16 protein-coding genes are annotated in these 23,472 nt (G+C 51.9%); 10 read left to right on the forward strand and 6 right to left on the reverse strand.

From position 1 onward, the window contains the following. Positions 1–330: 330 nt before the first annotated feature. Entirely contained in the window at positions 331–1,122 is a 792-nt protein-coding gene (gene pdeH, locus FDP13_RS07440; protein WP_071603136.1) for a cyclic-guanylate-specific phosphodiesterase, read from the forward strand. Positions 1,123–1,901: 779 nt separating this feature from the next. Then, positions 1,902–3,419: a bifunctional diguanylate cyclase/phosphodiesterase gene (locus FDP13_RS07445; RefSeq protein ID WP_012768825.1), complete on the forward strand. Its 1,518-nt coding sequence runs from the start codon at positions 1,902–1,904 to the stop codon at positions 3,417–3,419. Between the two features lie 18 nt (positions 3,420–3,437). Here the strand turns inward: FDP13_RS07445 and FDP13_RS07450 are convergent, their stop codons facing one another. Both FDP13_RS07450 and FDP13_RS07455 read right to left on the reverse strand, forming a co-directional pair. Further along, positions 3,438–4,262 carry an HlyD family efflux transporter periplasmic adaptor subunit gene (locus FDP13_RS07450; RefSeq protein WP_143839124.1) on the reverse strand — a complete coding sequence of 275 codons (825 nt, stop codon included), beginning with the start codon at positions 4,260–4,262 and terminating at the stop codon, positions 3,438–3,440. Beyond that, the gene (locus FDP13_RS07455) at positions 4,249–6,429 is read right to left on the reverse strand and encodes a type I secretion system permease/ATPase (RefSeq protein ID WP_033576842.1); all 2,181 of its coding nucleotides are present in this window, start codon (positions 6,427–6,429) and stop codon (positions 4,249–4,251) included. The genes FDP13_RS07450 and FDP13_RS07455 overlap by 14 nt, the downstream gene beginning before the upstream one ends. Positions 6,430–7,008: 579 nt before the next feature. Between FDP13_RS07455 and FDP13_RS07460 the strand changes: the two genes are divergently transcribed. The 3 genes from FDP13_RS07460 (at position 7,009) to tadA (ending at position 8,923) form a co-directional block, all read left to right on the forward strand. Then, positions 7,009–7,350, forward strand: coding sequence for a hypothetical protein (locus tag FDP13_RS07460; protein ID WP_027711284.1), 342 nt, complete (start codon positions 7,009–7,011; stop codon positions 7,348–7,350). A 149-nt stretch (positions 7,351–7,499) separates the two neighbouring features. Beyond that, positions 7,500–8,417 carry an N-acetylmuramic acid 6-phosphate etherase gene (gene murQ / locus FDP13_RS07465; RefSeq protein WP_033576879.1) on the forward strand — a complete coding sequence of 306 codons (918 nt, stop codon included), beginning with the start codon at positions 7,500–7,502 and terminating at the stop codon, positions 8,415–8,417. Next, complete coding sequence (gene tadA / locus FDP13_RS07470; RefSeq protein WP_012768830.1) at positions 8,417–8,923, forward strand: tRNA adenosine(34) deaminase TadA; 507 nt, start codon at positions 8,417–8,419, stop codon at positions 8,921–8,923. Before murQ ends, tadA begins: the two co-directional genes overlap by 1 nt. 10 nt (positions 8,924–8,933) lie before the next feature. Here tadA and mltF read toward each other — a convergent pair whose 3' ends face one another. After that, positions 8,934–10,391, reverse strand: coding sequence for a membrane-bound lytic murein transglycosylase MltF (mltF, locus tag FDP13_RS07475; RefSeq protein WP_012768831.1), 1,458 nt, complete (start codon positions 10,389–10,391; stop codon positions 8,934–8,936). A gap of 277 nt (positions 10,392–10,668) precedes the next feature. On the opposite strand from mltF, the gene purL reads away from it, so the two are divergent. From purL to glnB, 5 genes are all read left to right on the forward strand, one after another. Then, positions 10,669–14,553 (forward strand): phosphoribosylformylglycinamidine synthase, encoded by a 3,885-nt coding sequence (purL, locus tag FDP13_RS07480; protein ID WP_143839182.1) that lies wholly within the window; start codon positions 10,669–10,671, stop codon positions 14,551–14,553. A gap of 701 nt (positions 14,554–15,254) precedes the next feature. Then, a complete protein-coding gene (locus FDP13_RS07485) occupies positions 15,255–16,688 on the forward strand; it encodes a HAMP domain-containing sensor histidine kinase (protein ID WP_012768833.1) in 1,434 nt (477 codons plus the stop codon). Between the two features lie 2 nt (positions 16,689–16,690). Beyond that, complete coding sequence (gene qseG, locus FDP13_RS07490; RefSeq protein ID WP_027711289.1) at positions 16,691–17,476, forward strand: two-component system QseEF-associated lipoprotein QseG; 786 nt, start codon at positions 16,691–16,693, stop codon at positions 17,474–17,476. Beyond that, positions 17,473–18,810, forward strand: a complete 1,338-nt coding sequence (gene glrR, locus FDP13_RS07495) for a two-component system response regulator GlrR (protein WP_033576843.1) — start codon at positions 17,473–17,475, stop codon at positions 18,808–18,810. The genes qseG and glrR overlap by 4 nt, the downstream gene beginning before the upstream one ends. Before the next feature lie 85 nt (positions 18,811–18,895). Continuing rightward, a complete protein-coding gene (gene glnB / locus FDP13_RS07500; RefSeq protein ID WP_012768836.1) occupies positions 18,896–19,234 on the forward strand; it encodes a nitrogen regulatory protein P-II in 339 nt (112 codons plus the stop codon). A gap of 68 nt (positions 19,235–19,302) precedes the next feature. On the opposite strand, the gene pemA is transcribed toward glnB, so the two are convergent. From pemA to pelE1, 3 genes are all read right to left on the reverse strand, one after another. Then, positions 19,303–20,403 carry a pectinesterase PemA gene (gene pemA / locus FDP13_RS07505; RefSeq protein WP_012768837.1) on the reverse strand — a complete coding sequence of 367 codons (1,101 nt, stop codon included), beginning with the start codon at positions 20,401–20,403 and terminating at the stop codon, positions 19,303–19,305. Positions 20,404–20,485: 82 nt separating this feature from the next. Then, complete coding sequence (gene paeY / locus FDP13_RS07510; protein ID WP_033576844.1) at positions 20,486–22,141, reverse strand: pectin acetylesterase PaeY; 1,656 nt, start codon at positions 22,139–22,141, stop codon at positions 20,486–20,488. Positions 22,142–22,218: 77 nt separating this feature from the next. Next, positions 22,219–23,376 carry a pectate lyase PelE1 gene (gene pelE1, locus FDP13_RS07515; RefSeq protein ID WP_012768839.1) on the reverse strand — a complete coding sequence of 386 codons (1,158 nt, stop codon included), beginning with the start codon at positions 23,374–23,376 and terminating at the stop codon, positions 22,219–22,221. Positions 23,377–23,472: the final 96 nt, after the last annotated feature.

The raw sequence follows: 23,472 nt of genomic DNA on the forward strand, positions 1-23,472 counted from the left end.
ATCATTCGGGCGCTGATTATACTCCTCTATGAGCCGGTTACACAGCACGGTTGCGGATAAACGTTGCAGATGGAGAAGGGATAAAAAAAAGAGTTTATTCGTTTGATTGATAGACTATACGACGAAGACATTAATCACTATTATGCGATTGTAGTGCATAATTTCTCATAGCATTTTGATATAAAAAAACAAAAAGTCCTATGCAATGTGTCCGTCATATTCGCTTTGTACTGTACTTGCATTACAGTCGGTCTGGGTAAAGATTGTCGAGGCGAATTCGATAAACTCATGTATGCATATGATATACTTTATTCGTAAGCATCTCCTTCAATGGCGGAACATATAGTGCAGCAAAACAGTCACTTTAATCAGCCCGGTTCTGAAGCCTCCATTTCCGGGGAGGTGCAGTTTGCAGATGCTGATTACTGTCATAGCTGCCACAGGCGATACAGATTTCAACCCATCTACCGTACCTCTGGTCGTTTGATGGGAATTGAGTTACTGACAGCTGTTTTTCACCCATCCATGCCGCAGAAGTTCTTATCTCCCGAACACTACTTTGCCCGCCTCAACGTTGCTGAACGCCTGAATATCGTTATCGAGCAGCTACAGCTGCTTAACCAGTGGCATGGGCGCTTTGTTCGGGATGGGTTACGCGCCTCCGTCAACATTGATGGATTGACCTTGCTGGCTTTGCAGGAAAATAAGCAGGCTAAAAAACTACTGACGACAATGCCGTGGTTGCGTTTCGAACTGGTTGAAAGTCTTGCTGTTTTACCGCACGATATGTTGGCCGCGTTGCCTGAAGCCAGCCAGCTCTGGCTGGATGATTTCGGTTGCGGCATGGCTAACTTCTCCTCGCTGTCGTTGGTAAAATATGATTGCATCAAGATTGCCCGCGAGCTTTTCATCATGTTGCTTAAAAGCGAAGAGGGCAGAAAGCTGTTTCCATCACTGGTTACGCTGATGGCCACTTACTGCAATGATGTGGTGATTGAAGGGGTTGAAACTGAAGAGGAGTGGAACATTGTCAAACAATCAAACGCTTCCGCAGCGCAAGGGTATTTCTTGTCTCGCCCTCAACCTTTTGAAAATATGGAAGATCTTCGTTATGAATTGTAATTCTTCCTTCCTGGCTTGGCTGAAGATTACTCGTTAGCCGGTTACCGCAATACCTTCACATCCTTCCAAGATCTCGTTTTTGCTCCAATTAATCTCTTGAGGTTAAAAGAAAAATTCATCTTCCAGAAAGATACGGTATAAAATAAATGATTAGATTGCTAGTCATGCTTTTTTCATTTTTTATGCCTTGTTTTTTATATAAATATAGTGTTTTATGTGGCTAATATTCTGTTTTATAAATGGGCAAACTGTGATGTTAGTCTAAAAAAACATCAGCCATAAGAGAAAGAACTGGTTAATTTTTATCAATATAATTGATTGATTTATAAAGACAAAAAAATAAATGTTTGCTACCAACGATCAAAAAGCATCTGGTGATAGTTATTTTTGATTAAAATGGTGCAACTTATCGGTATAATTGATTTGCTTACGAAAAATTGATAGTCAAAATACTGCGCTACGAAATCTGTAAAGAGCTGTATAAAAATATTAGCCAGGCTTATGTCTCTAACTATCATTAATATAACGGATTAAGCTGCTTCTCTTGATTTTATTATTTAGGTCTGCACACGGCGATATAATGGAGGCTTTATGCTGTCGTTTTTATGGCTATGAACCTGTCCTGCAGAGCTGGATAGTTTTTTCATTCATCCTTTCTACTCTCCGGAAATGTGCCAACCCTGAAAATTCATACAAGGGGAGTTATTACCGGGATTTTTCGTCTTCTGTGATGCGATTTGTTCGATCAGGACCGTTCCGGGCCTGAGGAGAGTGTTATTGTGTATGAAATTATAATAACCCTATTAATAGTACTCTTGGGGATTTCTTCGGCAAGAAGCCGTAAATTTCAGGAAAAAGCCAACGCAGAACAAAAAAAGCAGGACTTCCTGAACATGGTGTTCTTCGCTGCTGAATACAGCCCATCATCCATTATGATCGCTAATGAAAGCTGTGAGATTGTGTACGTAAACCGTCAGTTTACCGTTATGTCGGGTTACGAAGCGGAAGAAGTGATCGGTCGCAAGACGAATATATTGAGCTCAGGCATGACCAATGCCAGTGTGTATGAAGAACTCTGGTCCACCTTGAATAAAGGCGAGATCTGGAACGGCGAGTTCGTCAACCGTAAGAAAAACGGTCAGTTGTATTGGGAAAAGGCCAGCATCGTTAAGATATATAATAAAGCCAGCGATGCGGTTCAGTATGTCAGCATAAAAATGGATATCACTGAGCGTAAGACTCAGGAACACCATGACAACTCCTACAACCGTGCGCTGGAGTTGTTGTCGAGCGGTGCGCCATTGAAGGATATTCTGGATGCGATCATCTTCAGCGTTGAGGAGAAAAATCCCGGTCGAATTGTCTGTTCTGTCCTGCTGGTGGATAAAGAAAAGAAATGCCTGACGCTTGGCTCCGCTCCCAGCCTGCCGGGTTTTTACAAGAATGCTATCCACAATGTGAAGATAGCCGATGGCGCTGCGTCGTTTGGTTCGGCGGCTTATTCTGGCAAACGCGTTATTGCCGAGGACATTTCCACACATCCCCATTGGGCGCTGTATAAAGGCCTGGCATTGTATGCCGGCTTGCGTTCTTGTTGGTCTGAACCTATTTTTGGGCAGAACAAAGAGATCCTGGGGGTACTGAGTGTTTATCATCGTAAAGTGTATTCCCCAACAGAGGATGAAATCGCCTCTATTGAGAAATCGGCGCAATTGGTAGCCGTCGCTATCGAGCGCTATCGGGCGATTGATATGTTGCGTCGTAGTGAAGAGCATTATCGGCAATTGGCCCATTATGATTCTCTGACCTCATTGGCTAATGGCCTGACGTTCGCCGAGCAGATGGAACAGGCGATCCAGTTATCCCGTCAGACAAACCGGAAGATTGCGCTGATGTTTCTCGATCTGGATAAGTTTAAGCAGATTAATGACACCTTCGGTCATGCAACCGGGGATCTTCTGTTAAAAGAGGCGGCGGCGCGTATGCGGGGAGCGGTACGCGAGACTGATACGGTTTATCGCCGCAGCGGAGACGAATTTATCATCTTGTTGCAGGGCATTAAGGAGGTTGAAAATACCTTGTATGTTGCGGACAAGATTCACCATGCGCTTAATGAGCCTTTCTATATTGAAGGGAAGAAGTTAGATATTTCATGTAGCATCGGGATAGCGCTGTACCCTGAGCACGGAACGGATTCATTAACGTTGGCAATCAATGCCGACGCTGCAATGTATCAGGCGAAAGCATTGGGACGCAGCCAGACTCAGATCTATCATGACCTGAACACCCATCAATAAGGTTGAGTCGACAGGCTGTTATCTCTCACGCAGGGCTTCCGCTCTGGCTTGCCGTATTGGTTTTAGCAGGTAGCTCAACAACGTTTTTCTGCCGGTAATAATATCCACGCGGGCTGGCATACCAGAGAGTATGAGCAACGGCTTGTCGATGGTCCCCAGATAATTTTTCTCCGTGCGTAACTGAACAAGGTAGAAACTGTTACCCGTCTGATCCGTCACCATATCCTGACCAATTTGTTCGATATACCCTTTTAACCTGCCGAATATAGTGTAGTCGTAAGTTGTAAAAGCCATCATCGCTTCCTGCCCAGGGCGTAAAAACGCGATATCCTGTAGCCTGACTTGCGCTTCAATCAGTAAGGTGTCGTCCAGCGGCGTGATTTCCATTAGCGTACGGCCGGGACGAATTTGCTCACTGTTGGTATCAACCAGAATGTGCTTGATGATGCCGCGTATGGGAGAGACGATCAGCGAGAGCTGACTGGCTGTCTGGTCTGATGCATTATTTTGTTGCATATTCTCCAGTTGCATCAGTGGCGTGCCGATGTTGACGAGTTGGCCTTCATGGACGTACAGGTCGCTGAGTTCACCCGCTTGTGTTGCCTGTACCCGATATCGGGGTGACTGACTGAGGGTTTTTCCGGTTGCAAAGACGACTTCATCCATTTTAGCAACCGCCGCCCAGCCAATAAGAAACAGCATAAAAGCCAGCATAGTCCAGATTGATAGCCGAATGAGCCGGGGTGTATTTTCCTCATAGGCCTGACCGGCGGTGGGTGACGCCTGCGGATGATGGTTGAAGACATAGGTATTGAGGTAATGAACGAATTTAGCGAGACGCATTGATCTGCCCCTTCTTTAATGCATCCAGCACAATAGCTTTAGGACCATCGGCAATAATGCGTCCTTTGTCCACGATAATGAGTCGATCCACCAGCGTCAGCATGGATACCCGGTGCGTCACCAATAATAACGTTTTGTTGGCGAGATAAAGCTGCAGAGCCTGTTTAAAGCGGTCTTCACTGCTGTTGTCCATCGCGCTGGTCGGCTCATCCAGTACCAGAATGGGTGGGTCAAGCAGTAATGCGCGGGCAATGGCTACCGCTTGTTTTTGACCGCCCGACAGGCACATTCCACGTTCGCCGACTTGTAGATTGTAGCCATCCGGGTGCAACCGGGCGAAATCGTTGACGCCGGCGATATCGGCGACTCGCAACATGGCGTCATCCTCAACGTAGCGAGCGCCGCAAATCAGGTTGTCACGCAACGTACCGCTGAAGAGTTGAATATCCTGCGGTACGTAGCCGATGTGATGGCGCAGGTCGGCAATATCGAGTTGGCGTGCATCAATACCGTCGATCAATAGGTTGCCATGGGTCGGTTGATAAAGGCTGACGACCAATTTCTCCAGCGAGCTTTTCCCTGAGCCGGTACGGCCTATGATGCCGACTTTTTCACCCGGCCGAATTGACAGATTAATATCGATCAGCGCGCGGTTTTTTTGCTCGGGATAGCTGAATGTGACATCGCGGAACTCAACGCTACCCTGAGTATTCTCGCGTTTCAGCGGCGCGTGTTGCTCTCCTCTTTCTTGCGGTAATGCCATTAATTCCTGGGTTTCTTGCAGCGTTAATCGAGTTTGTTGGTAGCGAAGACATAACTCGGATAAAGGGCCCAGTGCCGTCAATGCATAGCTGTTGAGCAGGTAACAGGCAAACAGAGCGCCCAGCGTTAACTGCGCATCTTGAAACAAGTAAACACCTGCGACGATAACTATGACGCCGGCCAGATGTCGGCATGATTGCGTCAAATGAAAGGCAAGGGATGAGAGATTTTTTACCCTCAAATCCAACCGGCTAATATCGCTGCTGATGTGTTCCCACTGGCGTTGACGTTCACCTTCTGCATTATTGATCTTGATGGCACTGAGTCCGCTCAGCGTTTCAGTCAATAGCGCCTGCCGTTCGTCGGTGAGTTGACGTGAATGCTTCACTGCCGCCAGGGTCGGGTAATACAGCAGCCTATTGATCAACAGAACCAGCGGGATGGTCAGCAACGGCACCCATATCAGTTGCCCACCTAATATACCGAGTAAAATCAGCATGATCAGTGCGAATGGCACATCGAGCAGAGTGCTCAGCGACAGCGATGATAGCTCATTGCACAGCGCCTGAAACTCCTTCACGCGATGCGCCACGGAGCCGATCCGCGTCGGGAAGGCCGACAGCATCGAGCCGATAAGGCGCTCGAATAATGTAGCGGAAAGGATGAGATCGATTTTTTTCCCGGCAATATTCAGACAAATACTGCGTAATATCCGTAAGATAAGGTCAAACAGCAATGCAATGCCAAGACCGGAAGCGAGCACCCATAACGTCGTCGTCGTTTGATTAGGAATCACCCGGTCATAGACCTGCATAACAAACAGTGGAACGAACAGCGCGATAATATTAATGAGCAGACTGGCGGCAATGGCATCCAGATACAATGCGCGGGATCGTTTTAGGGTGTCGCGGAACCAGGTTTTGCTGCGCGGTAATATCGTTGTCGGCGATATATCGAAGCGATGGGCCGGCTGTGCGAACATGACCAATCCCAGATAGTTTTGTTGCAACGTATTGTGGCCGACCTCAATTTCGCCGCCTTCGGTTTCACCTGTCATCAGACGGGCATTACCGTCTTCCGTCCAGCCTAGCAGAATGGCGGCGCGACCTTCGCGCAGTAATAACATCGCGGGCAGTGACATAGCCGGAATAGCATTTAACGAGCGCTTAAGTATCCGGGCGCGCAAACCGGCTCGTGCAGCGGCGCGAGGCAGCAGGCTGACGGGTAAACGCAGTTCTTCCAGCGGTAATCCTGCCGTCAAGGTGGTGCGGCTGGTCGGTTTCCCCTGTAAGCGACACAGTACCAGCAGGCAATCAAGCAAAGGGTCGTCATGGCGGATGCGAGGGTCCTGATTTTGCTGGAGATATTCCTCGCCGCCGGATAGCTGCTCATAGTGTGTATTCATGTCGCTGTGCGTTCCTTAGCCATAGTGACCGTTTGCAGACAAGCCGTTCACAGATAAAAAATAGACAAAAGTGAGCAATATGGCCTGATTTTGTTGTTTTTTCAGGTTTTGACTGGCAAGTATTATTCATGGCGAACCTTATCAGACGCAACCTTTCATTTTTGAGGAACCCGCCGGCACTGTGCGGTGGAAAAGCCTGTGGCGTCTTTCTGTATCGGCTGGGAATTGCGAGTGACGGTCAATATAACTGACATTCAGGCACGACATAATATGTTCGTTAACTTATTAATTCGTGAGTTAACTGATGTGTCAGCCGCCGTTTGTGGCCGTATCACGTTACCGCTAAAACGTGAGTAACCGACAGAGAATGGTGCGGGATAGCTTGCCCGTCGATGGTGAAAATGCCATGCTGGTGGATGGCCTGGCATGATGTGCCAATGAGGGAACGTGGAGCGTAGTCAGGCTTCGCCGCGGTGAGGTTCGCCTCGCGGCGGGACTGATTTCATCTCATCCTAATCAGGTACAGCGAGTCGTCCTGTCGTTGGGTCTCTATATATTGCTAATAAAAAAGGGCTTGGTATGTTTTACATTTTGCGTGACAGCAACGGTCATCTTATCAGGGTAGAAGAATCGCCGTTTCCTGAAATGAATGGCGAGCTGCCGGATGATTCTGTTGAGGCAATAGCATGGCTAAATAATCAGCAGGCTATTCTGGCTAAAATTGAGCGCTTGCGCAGCAGCGATCTGGAAATGGTGCGGGTTCTGGAGGATCTGATTCAGGTATTGATCACCAAAGGGCAGATCAACATCACCGATTTTCCGGCCGCTGCACAGCTGAAACTCATCAATCGGGCGCGAGCGCGTGAAGAACTGGGTAATCTGGAATCACTGATCCGTGAGGATGAGGACGAGATTTTCTAATGTTGAGAAGTGCTGACAAAACGGCTTGCCAGTTAACTTGCAAGCCGTTTTTTATTGTTAAGCCGCCGGCCCCGATGGGCATCGGCGGGTAATAGGCAGGACACATTGATGAACAAGGTAGCGGAATGGCGCTAAAAGACGACAGCAGTATGGATTTCGGTGCATTGGTATCAGAGACACGTAACCCGGCATCCATGAATCTGGACCAATTGTCCACGTTAGAAATGGTGTCTTTGTTCAATCAGGAAGATCATCGGGTACCTGAGGCTATTCGTGAGGTTCTGCCGGCGATAGCGCAGGCAGTAGATGCGGCGGCCGGGTGTCTGAAGAGCGGTGGGCGTATTATCTATCTGGGTGCCGGTACCAGCGGCCGTCTTGGCGTCCTTGATGCTTCGGAATGCCCGCCTACTTTCGGCGTACCGCATGGCGTCGTCATAGGGTTAATTGCCGGGGGGCCGGGGGCTTTGCTTAAAGCGGTTGAGGGGGCGGAAGATAACCCGGCGTTAGGCGAAGCCGATTTGACCGCACTGACGCTAACACCTGTGGATATGGTTATCGGCCTTGCGGCATCGGGGAGAACGCCGTATGTGATTGGCGGTTTGCACTATGCGCGAACAATGGGATGTCGTACCGCCGCGATTTCCTGCAATCCGCACTCGCCGATTGCTCAGGCTGCCGAGATCGCCATTTCTCCGCTGGTCGGGCCGGAAGTGTTGACGGGGTCCACCCGGCTGAAATCCGGTACGGCGCAAAAGTTAGTGTTGAACATGATTTCCACCGGTGCCATGGTGCGGTTGGGCAAGGTATACCAGAATCTGATGGTGGATGTGAAAGCCACCAACGTCAAACTCGTGGATCGCGCCTGCCGTATTCTGATGGAAGCTACCGGCGTTGATCGTGAAACGGCGCAACAATGTCTGGCGCAGACCGATTATGACGTCAAACCCGCCATCGTCATGGTTGTGACAGGCTGTAATGTACAACAGGCCAGAGAACGGTTAGTGGAAAACGACGGTTATCTGCGTGATGCGTTGTATACGGACAAAGCGAAAAGCCAAGAGGAATGATGAGTAGTCCAATGGATGATGAATTCTGGATGCGCCATGCGCTATCGTTGGCGCAACGGGCCTGGGACGAAGGCGAAGTACCGGTTGGCGCTGTATTGGTGCAAGGGGGAAACGTTATTGGCGAGGGTTGGAATCGGCCGATAGGTCGTCATGACCCTACTGCACATGCGGAGATTATGGCGTTACAACAGGGCGGGCAGACGTTACAAAACTATCGTTTGTTAGACACCACCTTGTATATCACGCTGGAACCCTGCGTGATGTGTGCCGGCGCCATGATTCACAGCCGCATCAGTCGGCTGGTGTATGGCGCAGCTGATGCCAAAACCGGTGCCGCCGGTTCGCTGGTGGATATTCTGCGCCATCCTGGGATAAATCATCACATCATGATAACGGACGGCGTGCTGGCCGATGAGTGTGCTGAGCTGCTGAGCCGGTTTTTTCGTATGCGTCGTCAGCAGCAGCGTGACGCGCGTGCCGGGCGCGACGTCGCCGATCCCGGCTGAATTACCGCAGTCAATGAGGCTGGGTAGCCGTCAGTTGCTCCGGTGGTACGGCGGGGTAGGCGCTGGCGGCCAGTTGCTGTTGTAATGCCCGGCTTTCCTTCTCAGAAAGATATCCCACCAGGCTGACCATGTAGCGCCGGATATTTTCCACATAATTGTACGCTTCCTGACCACGGGCATAACCGTTGGCGGTCTGGCTGTAATAGCGTTTCTGGCTGAGCATCGGCAGGCGTATTTTGACATCGGCCCAACTGTCCGGATTACCTTGCTGTTTTTCCGTCAGCTTGCGGGCATCCATCATGTGCGCGTAACCCATGTTATAGGCCGCCAGCGCAAACCAGATCCGCTCATCTGCCGGAATGGTGGCAGGCACCTGCTGCATCATTTGGCTTAGGTATCTGGCACCGCCGCGGATGCTTTCCTCTGGATTGAGTCGATTCACCACATCCAGACTTTCGGCGGTATTGCGTGTCAGCATCATCAAGCCGCGTACCCCGGTTGGCGAGGTTGCCAGTGGGTTCCAGTGCGATTCCTGATAGGAGATCGCGGCCAGCAGCTTCCAGTCTATCTCTTTGGCATGTTTTTCGAACAGCGGGCGCAGCCCCGGCAGGGTATTGTCGATGGCGCTGAGGAAGGTGGTGGTATCCACATAATCGAATTCGCCGACGTGCCCCAGATATTTCTCTTCCAAACGAGCGAGAGTGCCGTCTTCCATCACCTGACTGAAGAAGTCGAGCAGGGCGGCAGAAAGACTATCGTCACGATTTTGCCGCATATACCAGGTAACCGGCTCTTCGTCGCTGAGGTCGAACGAGACGGCCAATTGAGGGTGAATGCGTTGCATCAAGCCGATATTGATTGAATCGGCGATGGTGTAATCCAGTTTCCCGTCCGCTACCTGCTTCAGGAGGTCCAGTTCGGATACATCAGTGGCGACTTCCCAACTCAGTTGCGGATATTTTTCGGTTTTGAGGTCACGCAGCGTAGCGGCGTGCGCTGAGCCGGACAGCACGGTCAGTTTGCCTTGCAACTTATCCAGCGACGCGGGGCGAGCGCTCCCCATACGGTAGACCAGTTGCTGTGACACCGAATAATAGGAGGGGCCGGCTTGGAAACGGTTCAGGCGCTCCTGATTATAGATAAGGCCCGCCGCCAGCAGGTCGGCATTGTCGTTATCCAGATCGCTGAATAAATCATCAACGTTTTGGCGCACCGAAACCACCAGCCGCACGCCGAGATAGTCGGCGAATCGCTTAGCCAGTTCATAGTCCAGCCCGGATGGGGAACCGTTGCTGAGGGTATAGGTCAGCGGAGAAGTCACGGTGCTGATGCGTAGCTCGCCACGTGAAAGAATTTGCCTTAGCTGGACATCCTGATGACTGCGCCAGGGAATATTTGGCCACAGTGCCAGCGTCAACAGCAAAGCGATTACCCCGATGAAAACATAATTTATCGTTAAACGCTTCAATGAGTTGTCTCTCGGCGGCCGGTTGGCCTGTCTGTCTGTAACGGCAGTTTCTTATTAAGTCTGTCCCAGAGTCGGGGGCATTTTGCTTAACAAACCGCCAGTGTGCAACTGTTATTCGTTTGCTTACAGTTTAGCCATCCTGCCCCTTCAATGTTTAACAATCGCTACGCAAACGGTTTCGTCAGGCGTCACTATTCTCTATAATAGCGTGCGTTTCCCCCCTGTAGCGCCCTGACGCACTGTCTCCGGTGCCTCGAAGACGAGAGAAATTTAGATGATGGAAATACTGCGTGGTTCACCCGCCTTATCGGCTTTTCGTATCAATAAACTGTTGGCCCGGTGCAAGGAGTATCACCTGCCCGTCAGCGACATTTATGCCGAATACGTCCACTTCGCCGATGTGAACGCTCCGCTAAACCATGAAGAACAGTCACGACTGAGCCGCCTGCTGAAGTACGGGCCTTCTCTCGCTGAGCATGAGCCTACCGGGCGGCTGATTCTGGTGACCCCGCGTCCGGGCACCATTTCTCCCTGGTCTTCCAAGGCTACCGATATCGCGCACAATTGCGGCCTGCAGAAAATTCGCCGTCTGGAGCGTGGCTTGGCGTTTTACATCCACGCGCCGACATTAAGTAATGCCCAGTGGAAAGAGCTGGCCGCGCTGCTCCACGACCGTATGATGGAGAGCGTGTTTGACGACCTGCAACAGGCCAATCTGTTGTTCTCTCAGCATCAGCCTGCTGCGCTGAAGCGGGTGGAAATTCTGTTGCAGGGCCGCCCTGCGCTGGAAGAGGCCAACCTGCGCCTGGGGCTGGCGCTGGCCGACGACGAAATGGATTATCTGCTGGATGCTTTTACCCGGCTGGGGCGCAATCCAACCGATATCGAACTCTATATGTTTGCTCAGGCGAATTCCGAGCACTGTCGCCACAAAATTTTCAATGCCGACTGGGTCATCAATGGTGAAGCGCAGCCGAAGTCGCTGTTCAAGATGATCAAAAATACCTTCGAGCACACGCCGGACCACGTACTGTCTGCCTATAAGGATAACGCGGCGGTAATGGAAGGCTCGGCTGTGGGCCGTTTCTTCCCGGATCCGCAGGGCGCTTATGCTTACCATCAGGAAGACGCACATATCCTGATGAAAGTGGAAACCCATAACCACCCGACCGCCATTTCGCCGTGGCCGGGTGCCGCGACCGGCTCAGGCGGTGAAATCCGCGATGAAGGCGCCACCGGACGCGGAGCGAAACCGAAAGCCGGTTTGGTCGGGTTCTCGGTATCTAACCTGCGTATTCCCGGCTTTATTCAGCCTTGGGAGCAGGATTTCGGCAAACCGGACCGTATCGTCAGCGCGCTGGATATCATGACCGATGGCCCGCTGGGTGGCGCGGCCTTTAATAACGAATTCGGCCGACCGGCGCTGACCGGTTATTTCCGTACCTATGAAGAAGCGGTAGATAGCCATAACGGCGTCGAAGTGCGCGGTTATCACAAGCCGATCATGCTGGCGGGCGGTATCGGCAACATCCGTGCGGAACATGTGAAGAAAGGCGAAATTAGCATTGGTGCCAAGCTGATCGTGCTGGGTGGGCCGGCGATGAATATCGGACTAGGCGGCGGTGCCGCATCGTCTATGGCATCGGGCCAGTCTGACGCGGATCTGGATTTTGCTTCGGTACAACGTGATAACCCGGAAATGGAGCGTCGTTGTCAGGAGGTTATCGATCGCTGCTGGCAGCTCGGCGAACAAAACCCGATTCTGTTTATTCATGACGTTGGTGCCGGCGGCCTGTCCAACGCGATGCCGGAGCTGGTGAGCGATGGCGGGCGCGGCGGGCGTTTTGAGCTGCGCGATATCCTGAACGATGAGCCGGGTATGAGCCCGCTGGAAGTCTGGTGTAATGAATCGCAGGAGCGCTATGTGCTGGCGGTCGCACCGGAACAACTGGCGCTGTTTGATGAGATCTGTCGTCGTGAACGTGCGCCTTACGCGGTGATTGGCGAAGCGACGGAGGAACAGCACCTGACGCTCAACGATCGTCATTTCAACAACAAGCCGATCGATATGCCGCTGGACGTACTGCTGGGCAAAACGCCGAAAATGCTACGTGATGTCGAGCGTAAGAATGTGGAAGGCACACCGCTGAACCGTGAAGGTATTTATCTGGCGGAAGCGGTTGAGCGTGTGTTGCATTTACCTGCGGTCGCTGAGAAAACCTTCCTGATCACCATTGGCGACCGTACGGTCACCGGGATGGTGGCGCGTGATCAGATGGTCGGCCCCTGGCAGGTGCCGGTGGCGGACTGTGCCGTCACGACTGCCAGTCTGGATAGTTATTACGGTGAAGCGATGTCCATCGGCGAGCGTGCGCCGGTGGCGTTGCGTAACTTTGCCGCATCGGCGCGTTTGGCCGTGGGTGAGGCGCTGACCAACATCGCCGCGACCCATATTGGCGACCTGAAACGGGTGAAACTGTCCGCCAACTGGATGGCGGCTGCCGGGCATCCCGGTGAAGATGCCGGTTTGTATGACGCTGTAAGGGCCGTCGGCGAAGAGCTGTGTCCGGCGCTGGGGCTGACCATTCCGGTGGGTAAAGACTCCATGTCGATGAAAACCCGCTGGCAGGAAAACGGCGAAGACAAGTCGGTAACGGCGCCGCTGTCGCTGGTGATTTCCGCGTTTGCCCGCGTGGAAGATGTGCGTCATACCGTCACGCCGCAGTTGCGTACCGACAAGGACAACGTGCTGTTGATGGTAGATTTAGGTGCCGGGCATCATGCGTTGGGCGCGACGGCGCTGGCGCAGGTCTATCGCCAACTGGGGCGTAAAACGGCGGATGTGCGTAATCCGGCGCAACTGGCCGGCTTCTTTAATGCGATGCAGACATTGGTTGCTAACAAAGCACTGTTGGCCTATCACGACCGTTCAGACGGCGGTTTGCTGGTTACGCTGGCTGAGATGGCGTTTGCCGGGCATTGCGGCGTCAAAGCCGACATCCGCTCCATGGGCGAAGACGCGCTGGCGGTACTGTTCAACGAAGAATTAGGGGCGGTTATCCAGATAGAAGCCTCTCGTCGTTCCGAGGTAGAACAGGTTCTGGCTGAGCAGGGGTTGGCAGATTGCGTGCATTATCTGGGGCAGGCGGAAGCGGGTAATCACTTTATTATTCACAGTGGCGCCGATGTGGTATACCACGAAAGCCGTACTACGCTGCGCAACTGGTGGGCTGAGACCACCTGGCAGATGCAGCGCCTGCGTGATAATCCGCAATGCGCGGATCAGGAACACCACGCCAAATCTGATGATAATGATCCAGGGTTGAACGTCGAGTTGACGTTTGATCTGCGTGAAGATATTGCCGCACCATTCATCAGCCGTCAGGTTCGTCCGAAAGTGGCGGTATTACGTGAGCAGGGCGTTAATTCGCATGTAGAAATGGCGGCGGCGTTCCACCGTGCCGGGTTTGATGCTATTGATATTCACATGAGCGATCTGCTCGCTGGTCGCCGTGATCTGCAAGACTTCCAGGCGCTGGTCGCTTGTGGCGGCTTCTCTTACGGTGACGTATTAGGTGCAGGTGAAGGCTGGGCTAAATCCATTTTGTTCAACGATAGGGTACGTGACGAATTTGCCGCATTCTTCTTGCGTCCGCAAACACTGGCGCTGGGGGTATGTAACGGTTGTCAGATGATGTCGAATCTGCGTGAACTGATTCCCGGCGCCGAGCATTGGCCGCGTTTCGTTCGCAATAAATCCGATCGTTTTGAAGCCCGTTTTAGTCTGGTAGAAGTGACTAATAGTCCATCTTTGTTCCTGCAGGATATGGCGGGCTCCCGTATGCCGATCGCTGTTTCCCACGGGGAAGGACGCGTAGAAGTACGTGATGATAACCATCTGGCGGCTTTGGAACAGCACCAGTTGGTGGCGCTTCGCTACGTGAATAATTACGGCCAGGCTACGGAAGATTATCCGGTTAACCCTAACGGATCGCCGAATGGCATCACTGCGGTAACCAGCAGCAGTGGTCGTGCTACGGTAATGATGCCGCATCCGGAGCGTGTATTCCGTACTGTGAGTAACTCCTGGCATCCGGAAAACTGGGGTGAAGATAGCCCCTGGATGCGCATGTTCCGTAACGCACGTCGCCAGTTGGGTTAATGCGATAAGCTAATATATTGATAATAAAGGGACTTCGGTCCCTTTATTTTTTTGTCTCAAATCAGCGACATTATGATGTAAGATTGTCTCCAAAAGGTGACACTTATTTATTTGATTTTAAATGGTTATTTAAAAATAGTGTCAGGGTGTCTTTTTTTAGCGACAAAAAACCGATATTTCACCGGACTAGCAGGATTGAGAGAGCGGTATTGTGAAGAATCACGATGCTTATTTTTTAATTTTCATTAAATTTCATGTATTTATATATTTAATTTGATTGTTGGCATGAGGTGTGCATAATGATGTCGCTGCTCATTCAACTGGTTATGATGCACAGGTAGTTTTAATGCTCATAACACCCGGAATGATGCCACAAGATAAGGTGCCTATCGTCCAACATCATTGATAACTGCCTGCGGGCTTTATCGCACATCGGGCGACACGTTGAGTGAGGCACCGCCTATTCAGAGACCCGGTCAGACAATTATTGTGTGACCGGGTTTTGCTTTTTGGGCGCGGTATCTTTTCGTTCCCGGTATTATCGTGCGGGCCTGCTCGTATCGTGCTGCAACGCTTTGCATAACAACACGGATGGATTGCGAATCATTGCCCGGATTCCGACGGCAGGCTTTTGAGGTAGCGGCGATAACGCGTAGAATGGCGAGCGATGTCTCTGGCGGAGTGTTATTGCAGGTAACGATATGATTTCGTTGAATCGTTGGCGTTTTTTTCCACGCTCCTTACGGCAACTGGTTGTTATGGCATTCCTGTTGGTCTTATTGCCGCTGTTGGTATTGGCTTATCAGGCTTATGAGAGTTTGGATCACCTCAGCGAGCAGGCTGCCGGAATTAATAACACCACGCTGGCTGATGCAAGACGCAGCGAGGCAATGACCAGCACTGCTATCAGCATGGAACGTAGTTACCGTCAGTTTTGCGTACTGGGAGATCAAACACTCTCACAGTTGTATCAGAATCAACGGAAGCAGTATTCCCAGATGCTGGACGCACATGCGCCGATCTTGCCGGACCCTTCCTATTATCAAACCCTACGGCAGTACCTGACTGAGCTGACCGATATTCGATGCCAGAACAACGGCCCGGCCGCCGCACCCATCGCCGTACTGGACAACTTCTCCCGCATGAATGCCCAGATGGTGCAGGCAACCCGTGAGGTGATCTTTTCGCGTGGGCAACAATTGCAGCGAGATATTGCTGAACGAGGCCGTTTCTTCGGCTGGCAAGCGCTGGTGCTGTTCCTGGTTAGTGTGCTGTTGGTAATGTTGTTCACCCGGATGATTATCGGGCCGGTAAAAGGCGTTGAGAGAATGATCAATCGGCTGGGCGAAGGCCGTCCGTTAGGCCGAATCGGCAGCTTCAGGGGGCCGACGGAGATTCGGTCTTTAGCGCAGCGGATCATCTGGTTAAGCGAGCGTCTTTCCTGGCTGGAGGCGCAACGCCACGAGTTTTTGCGCCATTTGTCTCATGAGTTAAAAACACCATTGGCAAGTTTGCGTGAAGGGGCGGCATTACTGGCTGATGAAGTGGTTGGCTCGCTGACGGACGACCAGAAAGAGGTGGTGGCGATTTTGGATAACAGTAGCCGCCACTTACAGCAACTGATTGAACAATTGCTCGACTATAACCGAAAACTGGCGGATGCGCCGACAGGGCTGGAGCACGTTGACATCAGCGATATTGTCAACATGGTTGTAGCCGCACATAGCCTTCCTGCCCGCAGTAAATTGATGCAAACACATGTTGAACTGAATGCGCAGGGCTGCCGTGCGGAAACGACATTACTGATGCGGGTGATGGATAATCTCTATTCCAATGCGGTGCACTATGGCCGGGAATCCGGTAACATTTGGATCCGCAGTCGGCAGATTGATAACCGGGTTCAGATTGACGTCGCCAACAGTGGCACGCCTATTCCTGAATCGGACAAAAGTTTGATCTTCGAGCCTTTTTATCAAGGATCTCACCAGCGTAAAGGGGCGGTTAAAGGGAGTGGTCTGGGATTGAGCATTGCACAGGATTGCATCCGCCGTATGCAAGGTGAGTTGAATCTGGTCTCGGTGGACTATGCCGATGTCTGCTTCCGTATTGAATTACCATTAAACGCTGAGAATTAACCATGATTGCACGGTCGTTAAGCCTCTTGTGGTTACGAGGTCCGGTAGTGTCGTTGTCCGGCCTGGAGGCTGTTGCCGCGCTGAAAAAGCTGCTGATTTGCCTGCCATTACTGTTTTTGCTTGCAGGTTGTGCTCAGGATAGCGACAGGCCGCCAGTCGGGCGAAGAGACGCGGAACTCGTCAGCCTGCCTAAAGAGCAGGTCGCTGATTATCGCACCATGTCGTGTGGGCGGTTGTGGCAGCTCCATAATACTGACGCGATGAATAATGCCTTGTATTGGCTGCGGGTGATGGATTGCGCTGCACGTATGACGCCGACACAGGCGCGGCAACAGACGTTGCTGGTAGGCGAAAATGACTGGAGCGGTTTGTTCCGTCAGGCCATCTTGCTGGATAATGCTGAAACCACCGAGCAAGAGCGACGCCAGATTATTGAACAACTGAACCGTCATCGACTGAATGTGCCGCTGACGTTATTGCCGCTTTTCCAGGTCTGGTTGGATAAACAGAATCTGATGTTAACACTGTCTGATGAACGTCAGCGTTTCCAGCGTACGTTGGAAAACAGCGATAAACAGCTGGAAGTCATGCGTGAGCAGCAGAATCAATTACAGTCTCAGTTGGAATCCACAACACGTAAACTGGAAAATTTGACCGATATCGAACGCCAGCTCTCATCGCGCAAGACAGTGCAGGGCGATTTGCCTGATGGCGAAGGCCGCCGGGGGAAAACCGGTGAGAACGAAACACCGCCCGCCGTGGTGAAAAAAGGAATGAAAAGCGAATGACCGCCAGAAAATCCGCCAGTCTGCTGTTAGTTGACGATGATCCCAGTCTGTTGAAGTTACTGGGGATGCGTCTGACCAGCGAGGGGTTTACCGTCACCACAGCAACCAATGGTCAGGATGCGTTGCGATTGTTGCAGCGGGAAAAGATTGATCTGGTGATCAGCGATTTGCGCATGGATGAAATGGATGGACTGGCTCTGTTTGCTGAAATCCAGAAAAATCAGCCGGGGATGCCGGTGATTATCCTGACCGCACATGGCTCTATTCCCGAAGCGGTCGCCGCAACGCAACAGGGCGTATTCAGTTTTTTGACGAAGCCGGTTGATCGCGATGCATTGTATAAAGCGATCGATGACGCGCTAAAGCTCTCACCGCCGGCGAGCGATGAAAGTTGGCGTGCCGCCGTAGTGACGCGCAGCCCGATTATGCAACGTCTGCTCGAACAGGCAAAAATGGTGGCGCAGTCGGACGTTAGCGTACTGATTAACGGTCAGAGCGGTACGGGGAAGGAAGTACTGGCGCAGGCGATTCATGCGGCCAGCCCTCGTGCCGGTATGCCGTTTATCGCCATAAACTGCGGTGCATTACCCGAGCCCTTGCTGGAGTCCGAGCTATTCGGTCATGCGAAAGGCGCATTTACCGGTGCCGTCAGTCAACGTGAAGGGTTATTTCAGGCGGCGGAAGGGGGAACCCTGTTTCTGGATGAAATCGGAGACATGCCGCTAGCGCTGCAAGTGAAGTTGTTGCGTGTGTTGCAAGAGCGTAAAGTCAGGCCGCTGGGAAGTAATCGGGATAGGGATATCAATGTGCGAATTATCTCCGCCACCCACCGGGATTTACCTAAGGCGATGGAAAAAGGCGAGTTTCGTGAAGACCTTTACTATCGTCTCAATGTGGTGAATCTCAAGCTGCCGGCATTGCATGAGCGTGCTGAGGATATTCCGTTGCTGGCGAACCATTTACTGCGTGAAGCGGCAGCGCGGCATAAACCCTTTGTTCGCAGTTTTTCGACCGATGCCATGAAGCGCCTGATGGCGGCCAGTTGGCCAGGAAACGTACGCCAACTGGTGAATGTGATTGAACAGTGTGTTGCGCTGACCAGTGTACCGGTTATTGGTGATGCGCTGGTTGAGCAGGCACTGGAAGGTGAGAATACGGCGCTGCCGACGTTTGCCGAAGCGCGTAACCAATTTGAGCTCAACTATTTGCGAAAATTACTGCAAATCGCTAAGGGCAATGTGACGCAGGCTGCACGTATGGCCGGGCGTAACCGTACGGAATTTTATAAATTGCTGGCGCGACACGAACTGGACGCCAACGATTTTAAAGAATAGTGTTAAGTTATTGTGAATTGCATGGCCGACTGTGATTTCGCCGTGCTGGCTCTGGCCGCTACATAGTGATGATTAGGATTTCACCATGAAAAAAATTGATGCGATTATTAAACCGTTCAAACTGGATGATGTACGTGAGGCGCTGGCTGAGGTCGGTATCACGGGGATGACCGTCACAGAGGTAAAAGGATTCGGGCGCCAGAAGGGCCATACCGAGCTGTATCGCGGCGCGGAATATATGGTGGACTTCCTGCCGAAAGTGAAAATTGAGATCGTCGTGTCTGACGATATTGTTGATACCTGTGTGGAAACGATTATGAATACCGCACAGACCGGCAAGATTGGCGACGGTAAGATTTTTGTCTTTGATGTGGCTCGAGTTATTCGTATCCGCACCGGTGAAGAAGACGAAACAGCTATCTGACGGCAGTTGTTTGAACTGCGGAATATCAACAGCCAGCCGATATCGGCTGGCTGTTTTGCATGAACAAATCAGGGTAAGGTCGGCGTCCAGTCCCCCAGTATTTTGCTTTGGGTGTACTCTGCCGCTTGTGCGTCGGTGAGTTGTCGGCGATCAGAGCTTTTTGCTGCGCCGGCGCCGTAAGACTTGTACTCGAAGAAACGGGAGTCTGCCGGATAGAACCAAATGGTGTTGCCGTCTTTGTCTTTACCCGACATCTTATCCCAGCCATAAATGTGATTATCCATGCTGGTGTTCAGGAATACGGTCTGGCCGATAGCGTTCGGGTCTGCGTAGCGTCCGTCAGAGAAGGTCGTTGTCGGATGCCAGGGGCGCCCCAGTCCATAGCTCTTGGCCGGGACGGAGTCACTTTCCCGAATGACGCGGCTGTTGGTGATCACCAGGCCATATTTCTGTTTGATGTTGGTACTGGGGGCCGTCAGATAACCGGAGACGTTGCCACTCTTCACGTCGGCGCGGTAGCGAGATACCAGATCGCAGTTGTCGAATAATGCCGTGCCGTCGCCAAAGATGAAGTCAACGGTGCCGCTGATCCGGCAGTCAGAGAAAAAGCTGCGGCCGCCGGAAACATACAGCGTGTCCTGATAGCCTACCAGGCTGACATCTTTGAAGTAGGCGCGGTCACCGCTTTTGGTTACATAAAGCGCTACTGCCTGAGTGTCCTTGATTTTTGTGCTATCGCTATCGCTTTTGGCCTGATTAGCCGGGAAATCAAAGTCATTGCGAATAGTCAGTGACTGGGCGCTGAAATCCTTGGCGCTGATGGTCACCGTGCTGCTGCCGGCCGTTCCCCATTTGCTGCCGTCTGATTTCAGCGTACCGGCTGCGGTGGTGGCGGCGATCACTGTGCCGCTACGGCTTTCGCCTTTGAGATGCAGGTTACTGCGGGTAATCGTCAGGCGTTCGTTGTAAACGCCGTTCTTGACCAGAATGACAAACGGCGTACTCCCGGCCGGTGCGCTGGCGATGGCGTCGGCAATGGTTTTGAAGGTCTTGCCGTCGCTGGCGGCTTTTGACACCACCGCGTTATAAGTTGTGGCTGCCTGCGCCTGATGTACGCTGGCGGCGATAATCAGCGACAGCGCAAGGGTTCCAGAGATCGTCTTTAACATACACATATTCCTTTAGTGGTGAGTGACAGAGGTCCAGGTGCTTCATGCACGGGTAACGTCCTATAAACCTTGTTTTTTAGTATTACTGCGTGGTTGCTTGCAGCTTGCCTGCCAATTCCCGCAAAGAGGGGGTCGCCTTGATCTGGTCAGCGACTATCGCGGCGACCGCTTGAGCGCCTTTCTGCTGGAAGTGGGTGGTATCAGGTTGAGTCAGGCTGCCGGCCTGATCGCGGTAATAAGGGTAAAGTTCCGGATCAACCGCCAGCCAGTATTGCTGCCATTGTTGTCCGTCCCCCTGATTGGCCAGTGCCAACGTTGCCGTTTCCACATCCAGTAACGGCACCTTATTTTTGCTGGCCGTATCACGAATGGTCTGGGTGTAATCGCCGATAAACGCATAACCGCCGGCTTTGTTTTGCTTCGTCAGATGGCTGTGGACTGCCGGTGTTCCGTTCTTTCCTTCTGCATTTTTGACGCGTGCAGTCGGGGTCAATAATACGGGGATCATCCGATGTGCCCGGGCGTAACGAATATAGCGTTCCAGTGAGATCTGGAAAGACATATCCGGTTTGCCCTGGGGGTATTGCGGCTTACCGTCAGCGCTATTGGGGTAGGTGCAAAGGTTGGCGACATCCGCCGCACCGCGAACCGCTTTCTGGCTATCGCAGTTTTGATCATTGTGCCCCATACCGATAAACAAGTAATCGCCCGGACGCATAAACGGCTCCATTTGGCGGAACCAACCTTCGTAGTAGAAATCCCGCGAGCTTCTCCCCGAACGGGCGCCGTTAACGACAGCAATATGGCTGTCCGGGCGGAGCTGTTGTGCAAATACTTGCCCCCAGCCCATGCGCGGAAAACGTGCTGTTTCATAGGTCGCCGCGGTTGAGTCGCTGACGATGAAAATACGGGTACGCGCTTGCTCCAGCGCTTTACGCTGTTGGCTGGCGCTGGTCAGATCCAGAGGCTCGTAACTGCCGGAGGCATTCAACCCTACAATCGGGCGAAATGCGATGTCCGTCAGTACCGTATGGCCGGCCTGGCCGCTGTCATTGTGGTAATTGCGGGCGTGGTTAATGACCTGAAGCATCTGTGTAACGGCAGGCGTCAGTACATCAGGATAAGTAAGCGGATCGAACTGCGAAGGGGCGGCAATACCAGCCTGCTTTAAGGCATCGTCAAAGCCGGCATGGAATTCACGGTAAGCGGTTTCCCAGGCTGCCGTCGATAAAGATGGCAGCGTCGTGGCGTCGATCAGTTGCTGTGGGCCAATATAACCGGCCGATGCAGCGACATCGGATAAAATACGATCGGTCAACGGGTTGATGTTAATACGATTTTCATGACCATCACGTAATTGGGGAACCAGTGCACTCAGGCACACCGCACGCAGCTGATTGCTGGCAAGGCAGTTTTGCCCGCCGGCTTCAACGGCTGACAGGCGCAGTGGTGCGACCATTGAAGAGACATCTGCATAAAATCGTCCCTGGATATCGGTTTTTACACTGTGTTCGACGCCGCGTTGATCCTTGATGAGCAACGTGGCGGGAAAACGTATATCACGATACGCTACCCGGCCGCTAATCAGGGTGTTTGGTCCCAGCGTTGTGACATTTAGTATCGGCTGTGAAGAGGACGCGGGGGATTCTGGCGCAGTGTTTGCGGCCTGTGCGAAGGATATCGGCAGACACAGTAGGGAACCGAGAAAAAGCGTGCGTTTCCAGGTGGTTATTTTCATGATGATGACCTTTTCTTCCTGCGATTGATGCAAAAAACGGCCGCTTTTTCAAGCGGCCGCTGTTGTCGACAGGGGTATTACAGTTTGCCGTAGCCTGCGTTGTTGTTGATGCTGGTAGCCAGGCTGCTTGTCATGGCTTGAGGCTTGTCTTTATACGGCAGAGTCGGTTTGTACGCCGTCAGACCACAGGTATCCAGCTTGGTGGTAGTTGAGCCGTTAACCAGTGAGCCTTTATCGGAGAACACCTTGCTGTTGAATTGCTTCACGATGCTACATTCTGGGTTTTTACCATCAATGCTCTTCAGGTTGGAGAGCGTGAAGGAGTTGGACTCAGACAGGATGCTGCCGCTGGTGCCCAGGCCGAAGCTGTACAGGTACGGATAAACGCTGTGTTTCACGTCGCCCAGATAAACGTTGTTGTAAGCATGGATGCTACCAAAACGTACGCGCGGGGCACGTTCAGTCACGCGGTCGAACACGTTGTTGTGGAAGGTGACGCGCAGTTTGCCGGAATCCTGAGAGCCGTTGCTGTCGCTGTGGCCGATCAGGATGGTTTTGTCGTGCAGTTCGAAGCGGCTGTAAGAAATAGTGACGTAGTCAGACCCTTTCTTGATATCCAGTGCGCCGTCGTGCTGAACGTATTTTTCACCATCTTTGGTGGTGTATTTGTCGTCGGTGAAGCTACCGTCGCTGATGGTGACGTGGTCAACCCAGACGTTGGTAGAGTTGTCGATAACAGCTGCATCCCACTCGGCGTTCCAGCCATCTCCACTTTCATAATGCGGTGCTACGTCTACCGGCGTTTCGATATACAGGTTACGCAGGATAACGTTGCTTACGCCTTTGATCACCAGAGAACCGTTGGTGAATTTACCATTGCTGCCAACACCGATAATGGTGGTATTGGACGGAATACTGATCTGGCTACGCGCTTTCTGATCATCGAAACTGGTGTAGGCTTTGCCGCCACTGATGTCAATCGGTCCTGTTACTTTGATGATTTTGGGTGATGAGTCGGTTCCATTCAGGGCTTTTTTAAAGTCGCTAATGTTTTTTACTTCAACTGCTTTTGCTGCCTTCGCGCCACCGGTAGTGCCGCCGTTTTGCGTTGCCCAGCCAGTTGTTGCGGCATCAGTTTCTACTGCCGCATAAGCAGAGGTAGCCATCAGTGCTGCTGTTACAACGGCAGCCAGTAAACTTTTGGTTCCGATAGAACGTACACGCGTGTTTTTCATAGACCGTTTCCTTGCGCTGTAGGCGCTAATCCAAATGCATTGTTAAGAATTCAAAAAGCCGTTTGTGAAAAAATGAAATGCCATTTTGTCCTTCGG

This window comes from Dickeya sp. ws52 (assembly GCF_007210685.1).
In the GTDB taxonomy this organism is placed as follows: Bacteria; Pseudomonadota; Gammaproteobacteria; order Enterobacterales; family Enterobacteriaceae; genus Dickeya; species Dickeya chrysanthemi.